The organism is Sphingomonas lacunae, assembly GCF_012979535.1.
GTDB lineage: Bacteria > Pseudomonadota > Alphaproteobacteria > Sphingomonadales > Sphingomonadaceae > Sphingopyxis > Sphingopyxis lacunae.
This window is the reverse complement of record NZ_CP053015.1, coordinates 2,314,040-2,331,210: the sequence shown is the minus strand read 5'-3', so window position 1 is coordinate 2,331,210 and position 17,171 is coordinate 2,314,040. Positions and strand designations below refer to the sequence as shown.

The 17,171-nt window shown below is 62.4% G+C and carries 13 protein-coding genes and 1 tRNA gene; 12 read left to right on the top strand and 2 right to left on the bottom strand.

The genetic code is table 11. The annotated features are described in order from the left end of the window. The first annotated feature begins 94 nt into the window (after window positions 1-94). From GV829_RS11160 to GV829_RS11135, 6 genes are all read left to right on the top strand, one after another. Window positions 95-1,141, top strand: a complete 1,047-nt coding sequence (locus GV829_RS11160) for a rod shape-determining protein (protein WP_169946694.1) — start codon at window positions 95-97, stop codon at window positions 1,139-1,141. A 19-nt stretch (window positions 1,142-1,160) separates the two neighbouring features. After that, complete coding sequence (locus GV829_RS11155) at window positions 1,161-2,072, top strand: rod shape-determining protein MreC (RefSeq protein ID WP_169946692.1); 912 nt, start codon at window positions 1,161-1,163, stop codon at window positions 2,070-2,072. Then, on the top strand, window positions 2,069-2,584 hold the full coding sequence (locus tag GV829_RS11150) for a rod shape-determining protein MreD (RefSeq protein WP_246202846.1): 516 nt from the start codon (window positions 2,069-2,071) through the stop codon (window positions 2,582-2,584). Before GV829_RS11155 ends, GV829_RS11150 begins: the two co-directional genes overlap by 4 nt. After that, window positions 2,581-4,683: a penicillin-binding protein 2 gene (mrdA, locus tag GV829_RS11145; protein WP_169946690.1), complete on the top strand. Its 2,103-nt coding sequence runs from the start codon at window positions 2,581-2,583 to the stop codon at window positions 4,681-4,683. Before GV829_RS11150 ends, mrdA begins: the two co-directional genes overlap by 4 nt. Next, on the top strand, window positions 4,680-5,795 hold the full coding sequence (gene rodA / locus GV829_RS11140) for a rod shape-determining protein RodA (protein ID WP_169946688.1): 1,116 nt from the start codon (window positions 4,680-4,682) through the stop codon (window positions 5,793-5,795). Before mrdA ends, rodA begins: the two co-directional genes overlap by 4 nt. Window positions 5,796-5,960: 165 nt before the next feature. Further along, a tRNA-Lys gene (locus GV829_RS11135) sits at window positions 5,961-6,036 on the top strand. Window positions 6,037-6,175: 139 nt separating this feature from the next. Here GV829_RS11135 and GV829_RS11130 read toward each other — a convergent pair. Then, complete coding sequence (locus GV829_RS11130; protein ID WP_169946686.1) at window positions 6,176-6,934, bottom strand: DUF1499 domain-containing protein; 759 nt, start codon at window positions 6,932-6,934, stop codon at window positions 6,176-6,178. A 123-nt stretch (window positions 6,935-7,057) separates the two neighbouring features. On the opposite strand from GV829_RS11130, the gene GV829_RS11125 reads away from it, so the two are divergent. The 5 genes from GV829_RS11125 (at window position 7,058) to GV829_RS11105 (ending at window position 15,473) form a co-directional block, all read left to right on the top strand. Next, the gene (locus GV829_RS11125) at window positions 7,058-8,245 is read left to right on the top strand and encodes an FAD-dependent oxidoreductase (RefSeq protein WP_169946684.1); all 1,188 of its coding nucleotides are present in this window, start codon (window positions 7,058-7,060) and stop codon (window positions 8,243-8,245) included. A gap of 54 nt (window positions 8,246-8,299) precedes the next feature. Next, a complete protein-coding gene (locus GV829_RS11120; RefSeq protein WP_169946682.1) occupies window positions 8,300-10,453 on the top strand; it encodes an FAD-dependent oxidoreductase in 2,154 nt (717 codons plus the stop codon). 139 nt (window positions 10,454-10,592) lie between these two features. Next, on the top strand, window positions 10,593-13,571 hold the full coding sequence (locus GV829_RS11115; RefSeq protein ID WP_246202845.1) for a TonB-dependent receptor plug domain-containing protein: 2,979 nt from the start codon (window positions 10,593-10,595) through the stop codon (window positions 13,569-13,571). An 11-nt stretch (window positions 13,572-13,582) separates the two neighbouring features. Beyond that, window positions 13,583-14,848 carry a NupC/NupG family nucleoside CNT transporter gene (locus tag GV829_RS11110; RefSeq protein WP_169946678.1) on the top strand — a complete coding sequence of 422 codons (1,266 nt, stop codon included), beginning with the start codon at window positions 13,583-13,585 and terminating at the stop codon, window positions 14,846-14,848. A gap of 4 nt (window positions 14,849-14,852) precedes the next feature. Beyond that, a complete protein-coding gene (locus tag GV829_RS11105; protein WP_169946676.1) occupies window positions 14,853-15,473 on the top strand; it encodes a CDP-alcohol phosphatidyltransferase family protein in 621 nt (206 codons plus the stop codon). A gap of 9 nt (window positions 15,474-15,482) precedes the next feature. Here GV829_RS11105 and GV829_RS11100 read toward each other — a convergent pair whose 3' ends face one another. Beyond that, complete coding sequence (locus GV829_RS11100) at window positions 15,483-16,031, bottom strand: hypothetical protein (protein ID WP_169946674.1); 549 nt, start codon at window positions 16,029-16,031, stop codon at window positions 15,483-15,485. 239 nt (window positions 16,032-16,270) lie between these two features. Here GV829_RS11100 and GV829_RS11095 point away from each other — a divergent pair, with 239 nt between their 5' ends. Next, entirely contained in the window at window positions 16,271-16,936 is a 666-nt protein-coding gene (locus GV829_RS11095; RefSeq protein ID WP_169946672.1) for an SOS response-associated peptidase, read from the top strand. Window positions 16,937-17,171 lie beyond the last annotated feature (235 nt).

The window sequence follows — 17,171 nt, the reverse complement described above, 5'->3', positions numbered from 1 at the left end:
GGAAGCGGCTCTGTCAGCCGTTTTTTCGGAGCCGTAACAAGCGCCATCATCGGGTCGATGGTTGATTGTTAGCTCCCCAGACATGGAACCGGGAATGTCCTTCTTTACCAAGCTGTTCAAATTCTCGTCGAACGACATGGCCATTGACCTCGGCACAGCGAACACGCTGGTCTACGTCCGCGGCAAGGGAATTGTGCTCGACGAACCTTCGGTGGTGGCGGTCGAAACGATCAACGGCATCCGCACGACCAAGGCCGTTGGCAATGATGCCAAGATGATGATGGGCAAGACCCCGGAGAATATCGAGGCGATTCGCCCGCTCCGCGATGGTGTCATTGCGGACATCGACGTCGCGGAAAAGATGATCAAGGCCTTCATCAAAAAGGTGTCAGGCGGCAACCCCATGCCGTGGAGCTACCCGGAAATCGTCATCTGCGTCCCCTCCGGCTCGACCAGTGTCGAACGCCGCGCCATCCGTGATGCCGCCCGCAATGCCGGAGCGAGCGAGGTGTTCCTGATCGAGGAGCCCATGGCCGCTGCCATCGGCGCCAACATGCCGGTGACCGAACCAGTCGGTTCCATGGTTGTCGACATTGGCGGCGGCACGACCGAAGTCGCCGTTCTGTCTTTGCGGGGCCTAGCCTACACCAGCTCCGTTCGCGTCGGCGGGGACAAGATGGATGAAGCCATCGTCTCCTATGTCCGTCGCCATCACAATCTGCTGATCGGCGAAGCCACGGCAGAACGCATCAAAAAGGATTTCGGCGTCGCCCGCCGTCCAGACGATGGCAAGGGTGCGATCATCCACATCAAGGGGCGTGACCTCGTCAATGGCGTGCCCAAGGAAATCGAGATCAACCAGGGCCAGATCGCCGATGCCCTGTCAGAACCGATCAGCGCAATTGTTGCCGGTGTCCGCAACGTTCTCGAAAACATACCTCCTGAACTGGCCGCCGACATAGTTGATCAGGGCATTGTCCTGACCGGCGGCGGCGCCTTGGTGCATGATCTGGACACGGTGTTGCGCAACGAAACCGGCCTGCCGGTTTCGGTCGCTGACAATCCGTTGACATGCGTCGCCATTGGCACTGGCCGCGCGATGGAGGACCCGGTCTATCGCGGCGTCCTGCTGACCGCCTGAGGCACACGGGGATAGCAGCATGGCGTCGTCCAGCTCCGGTCGCCGCGCATATGACCGCCGGGCCCAATATGGGGCCTTCGCGGCCTATGTCGTGGCCATCACCGGGGTCATCGCCGGCCTGTTGTCTGCCATCATCTGGATGGTCGACCCGGTCGGATTCAGCAATTTGCGGATGGTCGTGGCTGAGGCCACGGCACCGGTTGGCCGCGTCATCAACGCCGGGACCTCGTCGGTCAGCGCGGTGGATGACAATATCGCCGCTTGGTGGAATGCCGGGTCACAGAACCGCCAGTTGCGTCAGGAACTGACCGCAGCCCGCCGCGAACTTATCCGCGCCCGTGGACTCGAAGCCGAAAATCGGCAGTTGCAGCAGTTGCTGGGCCTGACCAGGGGCGACGTGCGACCGGTCGCCATTGGCCGGCTGCTTTCCACGTCCGCGACCAGCACCCACCGTTACGCCATTCTTGATGCAGGCTTTGCTGATGGCGTGCGTACCGGACAGCCAGTCCGTGCCGCCGCCGGCCTGATCGGTCGTACGCTGGAAGTCGGCCCATCTGTGTCCCGCATCCAGTTGATTACCGACCGCAAGAATGTCGTTCCGGCGCGGCGCGGCCGCGACGGACTGGCGGTGGTGGTCAGCGGCCGCGGGGATGACCTTCTGGAGGTGCGGCCCCTCAATGCCGCCGGCAATCCGTTGAAGGTCGGCGATGTCCTTTTGGCATCCGGCGTCGGGGGCCTTTACCAGCCGCGCACGCCCGTGGCGCTGGTCGTGCAACTTACCCATGATGGCGCTCTTGCCCGGCCGATGGCAGACCCATGGCGGGCCGATGCTGTTATCGTCGAACCCGCTTCGGCTGCCAATCTCGATGAACCGCCACCGCCGACCGAACAATCACCGGAGGCCGGCAATGGCGGCGGAGCAACCCCTTGAGCGCCCTCTATGACAGCGTAGATGATGCCTATGCACCGCCACGGCGGCTGCTCATTACACCAACTTTGTCGGTGTTGCTGGCTTCACTGCTGACCACATTGCCAATCATCGTCAATGCGCCACTGCTGCCGCCGATGGGCCTGCTGATGTTGCTCAGCTGGCGGCTGATGCGCTCCGACGTTTGGCCAATCTGGATCGGCATCCCGCTCGGTTTTGTCGATGATCTGGTCAGCGGCCAGCCAGTCGGCAGTGCGGTGGCACTGTGGACTATCGTCATGCTGTCCATTGATCTGGTTGACCGCAAGATTGTCTGGCGCGACTATCGGGTCGACTGGATCATCGGTGGCGTGGCCTTGCTGTTTGTGCTTGTCTGTGGGGCGGCACTGGCCCGTGCCGGAAGCCTGGGCGACATAGTCATGCTGGTCGGACCGCAGTGGATATTCTCGTTGTTCCTCTTGCCGCTGTTCATGCTGCTCGTGGCGCGGCTTGACCGTTGGCGCTTGCGGCGATGAAGTTTCGCTGGCGCCGTTCCAATCCTCGCCCTGACCCCGGCATTACCGAAGGGATGCAGCGGCTTACCTTCACGCGGCGGGCAATGCTGGTGAGTGGGGCGCAGGTTGGCGTCGCCGGTTTGCTGGCCGCGCGGATGACCTATTTGTCGGTCGTCGACAATGAACGCTACACCCTTTTGTCGGAAAGCAACCGGGTCAACCTCACGCTCATTCCGCCCCGGCGCGGCTGGATTGTCGATCGCTATGGCAAGGCATTGGCCGACAATCGTGTCGCCCTGCGGGTCGACATCATTCCCGATCGACTGGACAACCGCAGCGCCGTCATCACACGGCTGACTGAACTGCTTCAACTCGACAATGACACGGTCGACCGGATCAACCGTGAACTCGACGCAGGCGGCGGCGCACAGCCGGTTGAGGTCGCCGCCGACCTTGACGAAACGCGCTATGCCGCCGTCTCGGTCAACCTGCCCGAACTGCCTGGTGTGGTGCCGGCCCGCGGCTTTGTCCGAAACTATCCCGCCGGACCGTCTGTTGCCCATCTTATTGGTTATGTCGGGTCGGCAAGTGCCGAGCAATACAAGGAAAGCCGCGATCCGCTACTCCTCACACCGGGTTTCAAGGTCGGTAAGGATGGTATTGAGAAAGATTTCGAAAATGAGCTCCGTGGTCGTCCGGGTGCCCGACGCGCCGAAGTGACCGCCCGCGGCAAGCTGGTCCGTGAACTGGCAACAACCAACGATACGCCTGGCAGCACACTGCAACTGACGATTGATGCTGATTTGCAGGATTATGCCGCTCGCCGACTCGGCACGGAATCCGGTGCGGTCGTCGTTCTGGATGTCACTACAGGTGGCATATTGGCACTCTGCTCGATGCCCGCCTTTGATCCGAACAGCTTCACCGACGGCATTGGCCGGCTCGAATGGAAGATGCTCAACGAGGACGATCATATTCCGCTGCTCAACAAGGCGATGCGCGGCCTCTATCCCCCTGGCTCAACTCTGAAGCCGATGATTGCCGTGGCTTTTCAGGCCGCCGGCGTTGATCCTGAGGAAACAGTCTTCTGCAATGGCGGCTATACATTGGGCAACCGCCGGTTCGGGTGCCTGGGTCGGCATGGCAGCATCAACATGCGCCATGCCATCGAGAAAAGCTGCAACACCTATTTCTATGCCATGGGCAAACGTGTTGGTTTCGACGCCATCGCCCCGGTTGCCAAAGCCTTTGGCCTGGGGGAGGAATTTGAACTTCCCGGCACACGTCAACGCTATGGCACCGTGCCTGACAGCGCGTGGAAACGGCGCCGCTTCGATCAGGCATGGTCCGTATCCGACACGCTGAACGCGACGATCGGGCAAGGCTATATGTCGGTCAACCCGCTGCAATTGGCGGTCATGACGGCGCGGCTCGCCACAGGGCGAAAGGTCGAGCCTCGCCTGCTATTGGATTCTCAGGCGGCTTTGCCTGATCCCCTGCCCTATTCGCCCGACTTTTTCCATGCCGCACGCCAGGGCATGGACTGGGTGGTCAATGCCGCCGGAACAGGCGCCCGCAGCCGGCTGGCCATCCCCAACATTCGCATGGGCGGAAAGACCGGCACAGCACAGGTACGTGGGATTCGTGGCTCCAATCGCGGCCAGAGCGGGGAGTGGCGCTTTCGCGACCATGGTCTGTTTGTCTGCTTCGCGCCGGTCGACGAACCTCGCTATGCAGCGGCGGTCGTCATCGAACATGGACTGGGCGGCGCCCGCGCTGCCGCTCCGGTAGCCAAGGATGTGCTGACCTTCCTGTATGACCGGACACAGGCGCTCGAAACACTGGCCTCGCTTGAGGCTGGCTGGGGCGGCACCATGCGCGACCGTCTTCAGCGGCGCTATGCGGCGTATCAGGCGGCAGCCGCTAATCCAATGTCACCAGCGCCGACACCTCCCGAGGTCGGGGCTGCCACTGGTGCACCACCGGCAGCAGTGCCGAATGCCCCCCCTGCCGCCACCGCGCCCCTCCCTGATCCGGGCGCGTCAGTGCCAGCGCCAACTGCTGCACCAGCCGCACCACCCGCCCAGACCATCACTCCGGCTGTCGGAACGCCGCCATGAGCAGTCCGATCGTTCCCAATGCCGTCGCACAGGCTTTTCCCTGGAAATTGACCGCGCTGCTCTGTGCGCTGGCGGGCTTCGGCACGCTGGTCCTGTTTTCGGCCGCAGGGGGCAGCATGTCGCCCTGGGCCAGTGCCCATGTAACGCGATTCGTCATCTTTCTGATCATGGCATTTGTCATCAGCTTCGTCCGTGAGGATTTCATGCGGATGATGACCTTGCCCGCCTTTGTCATGGTGCTCCTCGCTCTCTTTGGTGTGGAGTTGCTTGGAGCGGTAAAGGGTGGCAGCCAGCGCTGGCTCGAACTCGGCTTCATGCGGTTGCAACCGTCGGAATTCATGAAGCCGGCGGTGGTGCTGGCTCTGGCGCATTTCTATGGCATGGTCCCGCCGGGTCATATGGGCCGATGGTCATCGCTGTGGCCGGCGCTGGTGGCCCTCGGTCTGCCAATGGCGCTGGTGATGCTCCAGCCTGATCTGGGCACTGCCATTGCCATTGGCGTAGGGGGCGTCACCGTTGCCTTTCTCGCCGGCTTGCCGATGCGCTGGTTTGTCGGCACCGGCCTGCTTGGCCTAGCCTCCTTGCCTGTATTGTTCAGCATGTTGCACGAATATCAGCAAAATCGCGTGCTGACCTTTCTGAACCCTGAAAGTGATCCGCTCGGCACCGGTTATCATATCACCCAGTCGAAAATCGCGATCGGCTCGGGCGGACTTTTTGGCAAAGGCTTCCTCAACGGAACCCAATCGCGGCTCAATTATCTGCCGGAACGACAGACCGACTTTGTCTTTGCCACCATGTCAGAGGAATGGGGCCTGCTCGGCGGGCTGCTGCTCATCGGCGGCTTCCTCTTGCTGTTCCGCTGGGGCTGGCGCGTGGCGTTGGGCAGCAGCAGCCGCTTTGGCCGGCTCGCCGCTGGCGGACTGACCATGACGATCTTCTTCTACATGGCGGTCAACCTGCTGATGGTCGTTGGCCTTGCCCCGGTGGTTGGCATTCCGCTGCCATTCATGTCCTATGGCGGGTCTTCGATGCTGACTGTCATGATTTGCATCGGCATCATCATGAGCATTGATCGGCAGACCAAGCGCAGCGGCGGCCGGATCGACTGACCCGGTTGGGAATGTCGTGCCTTCAGCGCAAAAAATTTCGTCCTGCCGCCGGTCAGGGCGTTGCACTGGCAAAAACATCCTGCTAACGGCCCATCTCCGCTGACGGGGAGGTCTCACCAGCCCTCCGCCCCAAAGGTTTCAGCGGTGGTCCGAAAGGGCATGGGGGGACGCATAGCTCAGTTGGTAGAGCAGCTGACTCTTAATCAGCGGGTCCTAGGTTCGAGCCCTAGTGCGTCCACCATCTTCCACTGTTTCCGGTTAAAAATTGCGTGCGGTTCCACAAGGCCCTTCCCGATTGGTGGGCCGGTCATCATTTGACCTGTGGCGGCTACGTCGGCGACCGCCGGGGACTGACCGATCTGCTTGGTCCGGGGACACTATCAGGCCGCGGACAGCGCCTTCAGAAACTCGTCGATACGCCGGGCATTGACGCCAAAGTCGGAAACGCCGACGCGGCTGACCGACCGCATGTCCACGCGCGACCGGCCATCGGCAGTGGGGGAGATGCGGATCACCACATCATCCTTGAACCGGATATAGGAGACGCTGGCCGTAGCTTCGACATGTCCGCGTGCAGGATCGCTGACCGCTATCTCCCAGCCCGATTCACGGGCAATGCGGGTCGCTGCGTCGGTAACCTCAGCCACCGGTTTGGCAAGGACAAGCGGCTGCAAATGGCCATAGGCACCCGCATGCAACCTGCGCCAATTCTCGACAGTTTCGACGCCAGCCAGATTGTCCGCCCTCAGCGGCAGGCGTTCAAACTGCGGCGGATTGGCAATGTCTGTCGTGACATCGTGGATGGCCGGCACTTCGCCCGCCGCCATCGGCCGGCTGACAAGAAATCCGACGAACAGCGCGCCAATGGCAATCGCAGTCAGGGCACGGCCGCGTCGCGCATTGTCAGCCTTGCGCCCGGCAAAGAGCGCCAGCAGCCCTGCCAGCAGGGCCATCGCCGCCACCAGCCCTCCACCCATCATCGCTGCAAAGCCCGCCAGCTTGCCGATCACATCATATCGGGCGAGAGTCAGCCCGGTGAAGGCAATCAGCAGCGAGGCGATCGCAAGGACAAGCGACCACAGCGCGAGGCGCGGTGCCCAGATCGAGATGCGCGGAGCGTCAGAAGGATTGTCTGTCATGCCAAGAAGTCAGCAGGAAACTGGCCAAAGGTCAATCACGGCGGCAAAAAACACCCGGCGTCCGATGGCCGGACACCGCCACCTACTGGTACAGCCATGTGCTGACGGGATGATGGAACAGGCATGAGCAAACGCGTCATTCTGGCAGGCGGGGGGCATGCCCATCTCGCTGTACTGGCGGACTGGGCCCTGAACCCATTACCCGATAGCGACCGCTGGCTGGTCAGTTCGTCGTCTCACACCGCCTATTCCGGCATGCTGCCGGGTTGGCTGGCCGGCCATTACCGGGCCGAAGAGCTCATGATCGATCTGGAGCCGATGGCGGCACGGGCAGGTGCCAAACTGATTGTCACCGACGCCATCGGCATCGACACCCGACGCAACATCCTCACCCTCGCATCCGGTCAGGACATCGCCTTTGACCTCCTGTCCCTTGCAACCGGCGGGGAGGCGGATGTCGCGGCGCTTGCCGCGCTGGGTGACAGAGTGCTGCCGATCCGACCGGTGCCAGGTTTCATGGCAGGCTGGACGTCCTTTCTGGAAACACAATCCAGCGCCGCGTCCATCAGTGTCGCCATAGTTGGCGGCGGCGCGGCGGGGGTCGAGATCGCGCTTGCCGTCGCCAGCGCGCTGGATCGCAGGCCGGGGACAGCCCGGGTTGCGCTGGTTACGCCGCAGGACGGATTTCTTGCCGGCCACTCCCCCCGTGTCCGGAAAGCGGCGCTGGCACAACTGGCTGGACGCGGGGTCGAGGTCCATTTCGCCCGGGCCACCGGCAGGGAGGGCGCGCTCTGGCTGTCGAACGGGGCGGCACTCAACGTCGATTGCGTCATCGCCGCGACCGGCAGCCGGGCACCAGCCTGGCTTGCCAGCTCAGGTCTGGCCTGCACGCCATCGGGTTTCGTCGCAGTCGGCGCAGACATGCGCAGCACGTCCCACCCCGCCATATTTGCGGCTGGCGACATTATCGAGCGGGTTGACCGGCGGCTCGAACGGTCCGGTGTGCACGCGGTCAAGGCTGGCCCCGTGCTGGCCGCGAACCTCCGCGCTGCGATCAGCGGCACCAAACCGTCGCGCTATCAGCCGCGCCGCCGCACGCTCTATCTCCTGGCTTTGGGCAACAGGCGCGCCATTCTTTCGTGGGGAGGTTTCATGGCCATCGGGCGATGGGTCTGGCGCCTCAAGGACTGGATCGACCGCCGCTTTGTCGCCCGCCACAGCCCTCACCCCGGCACACGAACGGCGGGCACCCTGTTACCGCTGACGGTTGCCGACGGGACGGCTGTCGACTCTGATGCGCAGGGCCGGTAAGTCCGATCGCCGACAATCGACCGGCCTGGACCAGCCATAGCGATCGGATGCAGTGTGAAGAAACCTCTAGTCATCGCCGCCCTGCTCATCACGGCCATCGCCGCATGGCATCTGCTTGATCTCGGCCATTATCTGACGCTTGAGCAATTGAAGGCCCAGCAAGCCGCTCTCGAACGATTTTACCAAGCCAACCCCCTGCTGCTGCTGGCGCTTTTCTTTGCCGTCTATGTGTTGGTTACCGCCCTTTCACTGCCGGGCGCCGCGATCATGACGTTGGCGGCAGGCGCGATATTCGGCCTTCCGACGGGATTGCTGCTGGTGTCCTTCGCCTCCTCGATTGGTGCCACCCTCGCCTTTCTCGCGTCGCGTTACCTGTTTCATGATGCGGTGCAAAACCGGTTTGGCACCCGCTTGCGCGCGGTCAATGAAGGGGTGGCGCGCGATGGCGCCTTTTACCTCTTCTCGCTGCGCCTCGTACCAGTGTTTCCCTTTTTCGCGGTCAACCTGCTGATGGGGCTGACGCCGATCCGTACCTGGACCTATTATTGGGTCAGCCAGGTCGGGATGGTCCTCGGCACCATCGTCTATGTCAATGCGGGCACACAACTGGCCCGGATCGAAAGCCTGTCGGACATAGCCTCGCCCGCCCTGCTCGCATCCTTCACTGCGCTTGGTGCCCTGCCTTGGGTCGGCAAATGGGTGATGACCCTGATCAAGCGCCGCCGGGTCTACGCCGGCTGGAAACGACCGGCGCGGTTTGACCGCAACCTCATCGTCATAGGCGCGGGCGCTGCGGGGCTTGTCTCGTCCTACATCGCCGCCACGGTCAAGGCGAAGGTGACCCTGGTAGAAGCATCAAAGATGGGCGGCGATTGCCTCAACTATGGCTGTGTGCCCTCAAAGGCGCTGATCAAATCGGCCAAGGTCGCGCACCAAATGCGCCATGCCGATCGCTATGGCTTGCACGCCACCGTTCCCGCTTTCAGCTTCAAGGCAGTGATGCAGCGGGTTGAGGACATCATAACCGCCATCGAACCGCATGACAGTGTCGAACGCTACACCGGTCTGGGCGTCGATGTGGTCAAGGGGCACGCCCGCATTGTCGATCCATGGACGGTCGAGATCACCGGGAATGATGGCAGCAGCCAGCGCCTGACCACGCGTTCGATCATCATCGCCGCTGGTGCCGCCCCCTTGATCCCTGCTCTCCCCGGCATCGAGGCAAGCGGCTATCTGACCAGCGACACGCTGTGGGAGACGTTCGCCACACTCGACGAATTGCCGCGCCGCATAGTTGTGCTGGGCGGAGGTCCTATCGGGTCGGAACTGGGACAGGCCCTTGCCCGGCTCGGCGCTGAGGTCAGCCTCGTAGAAATGGGCCAGCGAATCCTTCCGCGTGAGGATTCGGACGTCGCCGAAGCGGCCCGCGCGACACTGGAAGCAGATGGAGTACAGGTGCTTACCGGGCACACGGCCGAACGCTTTGAAAGCAAGGGCGGTGAACGCGCCCTGATCGTAAGCCATGACGGTGTGCAACGCGTCCTCGCCTATGACGCGCTGATCATCGCGGTCGGGCGCAAGGCGCGATTGTCGGGCTATGGCCTCGAAGAATTGGGGATCGAAACCGAACGCACCGTCGTCACTGACGATTATCTTGCGACCCTATATCCCAACATCTATGCTGCGGGCGATGTCGCTGGCCCTTATCAGTTGACCCACACGGCCGCGCATCAGGCATGGTTCGCCAGTGTCAACGCACTGTTCGGTCAATTTTGGCGGTTCAAGGCGGACTACCGGGTCATTCCTGCTACTACCTTCACCGATCCCGAAGTCGCCCGTGTCGGACTGAATGAGCAGGAGGCTCTGGCGCAAGGCATTGCCTATGACGTTACCCGCTTTGATCTGCACGAACTGGACCGTGCGATCGCCGACAGCGCCACCCAGGGCTTCATCAAACTGCTGACAGTGCCTGGCAAGGACCGCATTCTCGGCGTCACCATCGTTGGTCACAATGCTGGGGAACTCCTCGCCGAATATGTGCTGGCGATGAAGCATGGGCTGGGTCTCAACAAGATCATGGGCACCATCCACAGTTACCCGACCATGGCCGAAGCCAACAAATATGTGGCTGGCGAGTGGAAAAAGGCGCGCAAGCCTGAACGGCTCCTGGCCTTTGTCGAACGTTATCACCGCTGGCGTCGCGGATAACCCAGGCTATCAGTCCCCAATCCAGACCGTCGGCCAAAGCGTTGGCGATGGGGTCCCTTTGCGGAGAATTGCCGTGTTGGCACGTTACCTGTTTCTTTCCAGCTGCCTTGCTTCTGCAATGCTCGCCGCATCGCCGGCCATGGGGCAACAGACGGGGGTGCAGATTGCCCTGGTCGATGGCGCAACCAACCAGCCTGCCACCAATGTGGAGGTCCGCATCGACAATGAAGCCATTGGCTTCTCCCGGATCGAACGATCGGACGAACAAGGGTTTGTCCGTGTCGAAGGATTGACGACCGCCGGCACTTGGCGCGTTACCGCCTTGGCCGGTGATCGTTATGAACAGGATCAGGCGGCGAGCATCGAACTGCGTGCCAATTTCATCAGCAGCGTCACGTTGCGACTGGCACCGCTCAATGGAGGAACCATCGTCGTGACCGGTGCACGGGGCATCACCCGGCTCAACACGGTCAATGCGGAAGTGTCCGCCTCCATCGGTCGCAATGAGCTGGCCGCCTTGCCCATCGAAGGACGCGATGTGCTGGGCTCGCTCGTGCGATTGCCCAATGTCGTCGCCTCAACCGGCTTTTTCCCCGAAGCGCCAGCCATCTCGATCAATGGCTCCAATGGCCTCGACACCAACTATCTTCTCGACGGCCTCGACAATAATGAAAATTTCCTCGGCGGCCTCAAATTCCCGGTGCCGTTGGGCTTCACCCGCGATGTTACCGTACTCGCCAACAGCTATTCGGCGGCCTTTGGACGCACGGCAAATGGCGTCGTCAACTACACCTCCCCATCGGGCACCAACACTGTCGAGGGTGACGTCTATGCCCTTGTCCGGCCGGGCAGGCCCTTTGATGCCCGCTCGCCTTTCCCTCGCCGCGATCTCAGCGGCAATGCGGTGGGGGAGAGTTTCGAACGCTATCAGGCAGGATTCAGCATTGGCGGGCCGATTGTCCGTGACCGCACCTTTTTCTATGCCAATCTCGAATATACGCATGACAGCAACCGCCAGCTGGTCGATGCACCAGCCCTTGGCATCACCGACACGGTCACCGGCAACAACAGTTTTACACTCGGATCGGTTCGGATTGATCATCGCCTGACTGATCAATGGACATTGGGACTGCGCGCGAGTGCCGGCCGGGTCAGCATAGACCGGCCAGGCGGCGGTCTTGGCGGAGGCAATGTCACCTTTCCTTCGGCTGGTTCTGATCAGAACCGTTTCTCCACCCTCATCGCCGCAACGGCCAGCTTTTCGGGCGACCTTTGGAGTTATGATGGCGCACTCCAGTTCAGCCGCTTCCGTTGGGATTATGCCAACCCAAAGGAGCCAACGGGACCACAGGTCGCCGTCCGGGATCCATCCGGCCTGACGGTCGCAGTCGTTGGTCATCCGGGCTTTTTGTTCAACAGTCTGGAAAAGAGCTGGCAGACGACCCACCGGCTGCAACGTCAGGCGGGGAGCCATAGGTTCAGCTTCGGCATGGACCTCATCCGTTCCGATTTTGCTTTGCTCGGCGGCGGCAATCCGGACGGCAATTTCACTGTGGACCTGACAGCCGCGCAACTGGCTGGGCTTTCGTCCCAGGGACTTGACCTGACCGCCGGCCAGGTGCTGGCGCTCAATCCGGTCGTCGCAAACTATTCGGTGGAACTGCGACCGCAAAGCTTTGGTACCGGCCAGACGCAATTGGCCCTCTATGTTGAAGACGAATGGCAGATAAACCCGCGGTTGACCGCGACCCTCGGCCTGCGCTGGGATTATGACAGCCTGACCGGCATTGTCGGCCGCAGGGGGCAAGGACCAGGCGCGGATCATGACAATTTCGCGCCACGTTTCGCGCTGAACTACCGCCCCGATGCCCGGTCAACCCTACGTTTTGGCGCCGGGCTGTTTTACGGCAAGCTTTCTTATGCTGTCATTTCCGACGCGCTTCAGCGCAATACCACCTCATCAGGATTTATGTCACAATTGGCATCGTTGCGAACGCTCGGGATCCTGCCGTCGGGAACGGACCTCAACGCAGTCACCTTTGACGGAAACCTGACCGTTTCTCCTGCCTGCGCCGTCGCCGCATCCTGCCCGTCGCCCCAACAGGTACAGGCCTTGCGAGATACAGCCACGTTGGGAGAGGCGCGTATCCTCAATCCGGATGGCTATGACAGTCCGTGGAGCCTGCAACTCAGCGCAGGCTATCAATATCAGGCGAACGACACGATCACCCTCTCGGCTGACCTGATCTACAGCCGGTCGCACAATCTTGTGCGCCTGAGGGATCTTAATGCTCCTGCGGCTTTCATACCCAATCTCGCCAATCTCACGGCGGCGAACATTGCCCTGCTCCGTGCTCAGGCCGACAATGGCGCCCGCCTTGCCCTCGCCCGCGCGCTCGGCCTTGTCCGCAGCCAGCCGGATGCCGATGCCACCCGCCCGGTTGCGCTGGTGGCCGGAGGAGCCCGCCAGATAACCCTGTCCGAAACAGCCGGTCAGGCCGAATATAGGGCGCTGGTGCTGCAAGCGAACAAGGTGCGTAGCACCGACAGCTATGCCTTCCGCCTCAGCTACACCCTTTCCAGCCTGCGCAACGACACCGACGACATCAACTTCCGCGCCGCGAATGCCAATGATTTCAGCACAGAATGGGGTCCCTCGGCCAATGATCGACGCCACCTCGTCTCGGCGGTCGGCTATCTCTATCCGGTGGATGGACTGACGCTGAGCGTCGCTGGCCTGTTCCAATCCGGCCAACCGGTCAATCTGGTGCCCGATGCACGCATTTTCGGCACACAGGATCTCAATGGAGACGGCGCCTCCTTCGGGGAAAATTTCGTCGGCAATTCGGATCGCTATCCCGGCAGCCGCCGCAACGCCGCCCGCTTGCCCTGGTCGGCAACGGTCGATCTGGGACTGCGCTATGCTATCCCGGGCTTTGGCGGACGGTTCGAACTCAGCGCGGATGTGTTCAACCTGTTCAACGCCAATAATGAATCGGGTTTTGCCAACGCCGCTACCACATCCAACCAGATCCAGTTCGGCGGCGGCGCGCCCTTTGTTCAGCGCAATGCCGGACCACCTCGTCAATTCCAGTTCGGTGCGGCATACAGGTTCTGACGGGGGGCGGTATGGTCATCGTGCAACAGGCTCAGGGATTGATCGGGATCGTGCTGGTCCTCGCCCTTGCTTGGGCCTTCTCGGAAAACCGCAAGGTGTTGCCGGGCTGGCGATGGATCGGCGGGGCGATTGCCATGCAGATCGTGCTGGCGCTGATCATTGTCCGCGTGCCGGCGGTCTGGAGCGTGGTGGATGTCATCAACCGGGGCGTCGCCGCGATCGAGACCGCAACCCTTGCCGGATCAAGCTACATGTTCGGCTATCTTGGCGGGGCGCCCATTCCCTTCGTTCTCAAACCGGGCAGTGAACAGCCGCTGGTTATTGCGTTTCAGATCCTGCCGCTGATCATCGTCTTTTCCGCACTGACCGCTGTCTTCTGGCACTGGGGCGTGCTCCGCATCATAGTCCGGGGTCTGTCCTGGGCGCTGCGCAAGACGATGGGTGTTACTGGCGTTGTCGGCCTCAACGCCGGGGCCAACATCTTCCTTGGCGTTGTCGAGGCACCGCTGATCGTCCGTTCCTACTTCGCCCGCATGTCCCGGGCGGACCTGTTTGCGGTCATGGTACTGTCAATGGCGAACATCTCGGGCGCGCTGCTCGTTCTCTATGCGACAACGCTGGCGCCACAATTGCCCGATGCGGTCGGACACATGATCGTCGCCTCCTTCCTCTCCCTGCCCGCCGCGATCCTTGTCGCGCGGATCATGGTACCGGGCGAAGGCAGCGTCGAACTTGCCGAGCCGGAGGCAGAGGTTGCCTATGAAAGCACCATGGATGCGCTGATCCGCGGCACGATGGAGGGGGTGCAACTGGTGCTGGCCGTGGTCGGCATCATCATCGTCATCTTTGCCCTGGTCAATCTCGCTGACCAGATCCTCGCCAACCTGCCCCTCGTCGCGGGCCAGGCGATCACCGTCCAGCGCGCCTTTGGCTGGCTGTTCGCGCCGTTCATGTGGGCATTGGGTGTACCATGGGCGGAGGCCGGAACCGCCGGTTCGCTGATGGGGACAAAGGCAATCCTCAACGAATATGTCGCCTATCTCCAATTCGCCAGCCTGCCCGAAGAGGCACTGTCACCGCGCAGCAAGCTGATCATCACCTATGCGCTGTGCAATGTCGCCAACCTTGCCAGTGTCGGCCTGCTGGTCTCGACCATCGCAACGCTCGCCCCCTCCCGGCGCAAGGACGCCATCAGCCTTGGCATGAAAAGCTGGGTCGCCGGCAATATCGCCTCAGCGATGGGTGGTGCGGTGATCGGCCTGGTCACGCCGGTCTGACCTGATGTTCGACGCCCGCCTCCGCCCGCTGATTGACCCGCCGCTCAACGCCGCGGGTCGCTGGCTGGCCCGACGGGGCGTCACCGCCAATGCCGTGTCGCTCACCGGCATTGCCGTCGGCGTCGCCGCCGCCGTCGCCATTGCCCACAGCCATTTCATGCTGGCCCTGGGGCTGATCATCGCCAACCGCGTGCTCGATGGGCTCGATGGCGCCGTCGCCCGCGCCACCCGCCTCACCGATTTTGGCGGCTATCTCGATATTGTCGGCGATTTCCTCTTTTACGTCGCCGTGCCGGTCGGCTTTGCCCTGGCCTCGCCGGCCAATCTCTTGCCCGCGCTGCTGCTCGTCGCCAGCTTCACCCTGACCGGGATCAGCTTCCTCGCCTTTGCCGTCATCGCCGGCAAGCGAGGGCTCGAAACGGCGGCGCATGGCCGCAAGAGCTTTTTCTACGACACCGGCCTCGCCGAAGGCACGGAAACCATCGCCATATTCATCGCCATGCTGCTGTGGCCCGCGCATTTTCCGGTCATCGCGCTGGCCTATGCCGGCCTGTGCCTGGTCACCGTTGTCCAGCGCAGCCTTGCCGCATGGCACAGTTTTGCCGGCGAGAGCCCGCCCGGTTGAGCGCCCGGCTCAGTCGTCGAAGGTAAAGGCCCGTTCGAACCAGACATGCTCGCATTTGCGGCACTTGTGCTTGGTCGTCACCCGGATCCGCTGGGCCACCACATGCGAACGGCCACCCCGCCCCTCGCGATAGCGGTCGACCACTTCTTCGGAAACCGCCCCGCGCGCTTCGCATTGGGGGCAGACCGTGCCAAACAGCGCGCTTTCGTCAAGCAGCCCGAAAATCAGCACCATCAACGGCAGGTGCACCGCGCCTATAACCGTCAGGGCGAGCGTCGCCTCGCTGGCATCACCGGCAAAAGCCACCGTCACCACCACATAGCGCACCGCAAAATAGATCATGGCGGTCAGGAACAGCGCCATCGTATAACGCGCCACAGGCGCCAGCATCAGCACATGGGCGACGAGGATTGACGTACCGCCAAAGATCATCACTTCGACCACCGGCCCGCCGGGCACCAGGTCGGAAAGCAACAGATACATGGCCGCGAACAGGCCGCAGATCACTGTCACATGGCTGATAAAGCGGAACAGGGCCGAATGCTGCCGACTATCCATGGTACGCAATTATCCCTTGATATCGGGGGCTTACTTCAGAAGTAAGGGGCGCCCTCCGGGCCGTCGATGCCATTCGCTGCCATTCTGGCAATGAACTGCGCCATCCAGGGCGCTTCCAAGGCCGCACAGCGCCGTGCCTGCCAGACCGCACCTGCTCGGTGATTTCGCCATTTTGGTGGCAATTGTCGGGGCATGGCTGCCCGCATTGACACGCCCATCGGCCGCGCCATCATGGCGCCATGTGCAATCTCTATCGCATGAAGGGCAGCGTGGCCGAGGTAGCCGCCCTGTTCGGCACTCCGCCTGCCGAGGGGCTCAACATCGCCGACACACTCTACCCCGGCTATCGCGGTCTCGTCGTCGCCCATGGCGCCCTGCGCGCGATGAACTGGGGCGTGCCGGTCATCCTCACGGGGAAACAGGGGCAAAAGCTCAAGCCCAAACCCGTCACCAACGCCCGCGATGACAAGCTCGCCACCCCCTTCTGGCGGGACAGCTTTGTCCACCGCCGCTGCCTCATCCCCGCCACCCAATGGGCCGAACCCGAAGGCGCAGCGGGCCGTATGACCCGTACCTGGTACGCGCCGAAGGATGCACCTTCCGCCCCCGACCGGGTCGGTCCCGCTTCTGTCGAAACCCGGCCTCTCTTTGCCCCCATCTTCGCCATCGCCGGCCTGTGGCGTCCCACGAGCATATGGGGGGACAGTTACGCCATGGTGATGTGCCCCGCCTCGCCACAGATGAGCGATGTGCATGATCGCATGCCGGTCCTCCTCACCCCCGACCAATGGGATCAATGGACAAAGGCCCCGCCCGAAGACGCCTTCGCCCTCGTCCGTACATGGCCCAGCAATCTGGCAGTGGAGCGCACGCGGGAAAATTGGGTGACGGGTGTCACCACTTGATCCTCCCCGTCTGCGGGGAGGTGGCCCCAAAGGGGCCGGAGGGGGCTCTCAATCCACCACACCTCCCTCCAATACCCCTCCCTTCCAGGGGAGGGGCAGCGAGACTGGGGGCCTTGCCCCTTGGCCGCACCGGGGTGGGCGCCCCCCGTCAGCGCGGAAAAAATATCTCACACAAAGACACAAAGCCACAAAGCCCGCCCCCTCAACAGGCGCACCGCACCCTTCCCCCTTGCAT

Coding starts and splice junctions, on each gene's coding strand:
- GV829_RS11160 (WP_169946694.1), top strand. CDS start 95: ATGTCCTTCTTTACCAAGCTGTTCAAATTCTCGTCGAACGACATGGCC.
- GV829_RS11155 (WP_169946692.1), top strand. CDS start 1,161: ATGGCGTCGTCCAGCTCCGGTCGCCGCGCATATGACCGCCGGGCCCAA.
- mrdA (WP_169946690.1), top strand. CDS start 2,581: ATGAAGTTTCGCTGGCGCCGTTCCAATCCTCGCCCTGACCCCGGCATT.
- rodA (WP_169946688.1), top strand. CDS start 4,680: ATGAGCAGTCCGATCGTTCCCAATGCCGTCGCACAGGCTTTTCCCTGG.
- GV829_RS11130 (WP_169946686.1), bottom strand. CDS start 6,934: ATGACAGACAATCCTTCTGACGCTCCGCGCATCTCGATCTGGGCACCG.
- GV829_RS11125 (WP_169946684.1), top strand. CDS start 7,058: ATGAGCAAACGCGTCATTCTGGCAGGCGGGGGGCATGCCCATCTCGCT.
- GV829_RS11115 (WP_246202845.1), top strand. CDS start 10,593: ATGGGGCAACAGACGGGGGTGCAGATTGCCCTGGTCGATGGCGCAACC.
- GV829_RS11110 (WP_169946678.1), top strand. CDS start 13,583: ATGGTCATCGTGCAACAGGCTCAGGGATTGATCGGGATCGTGCTGGTC.
- GV829_RS11105 (WP_169946676.1), top strand. CDS start 14,853: ATGTTCGACGCCCGCCTCCGCCCGCTGATTGACCCGCCGCTCAACGCC.
- GV829_RS11100 (WP_169946674.1), bottom strand. CDS start 16,031: ATGGATAGTCGGCAGCATTCGGCCCTGTTCCGCTTTATCAGCCATGTG.
- GV829_RS11095 (WP_169946672.1), top strand. CDS start 16,271: ATGTGCAATCTCTATCGCATGAAGGGCAGCGTGGCCGAGGTAGCCGCC.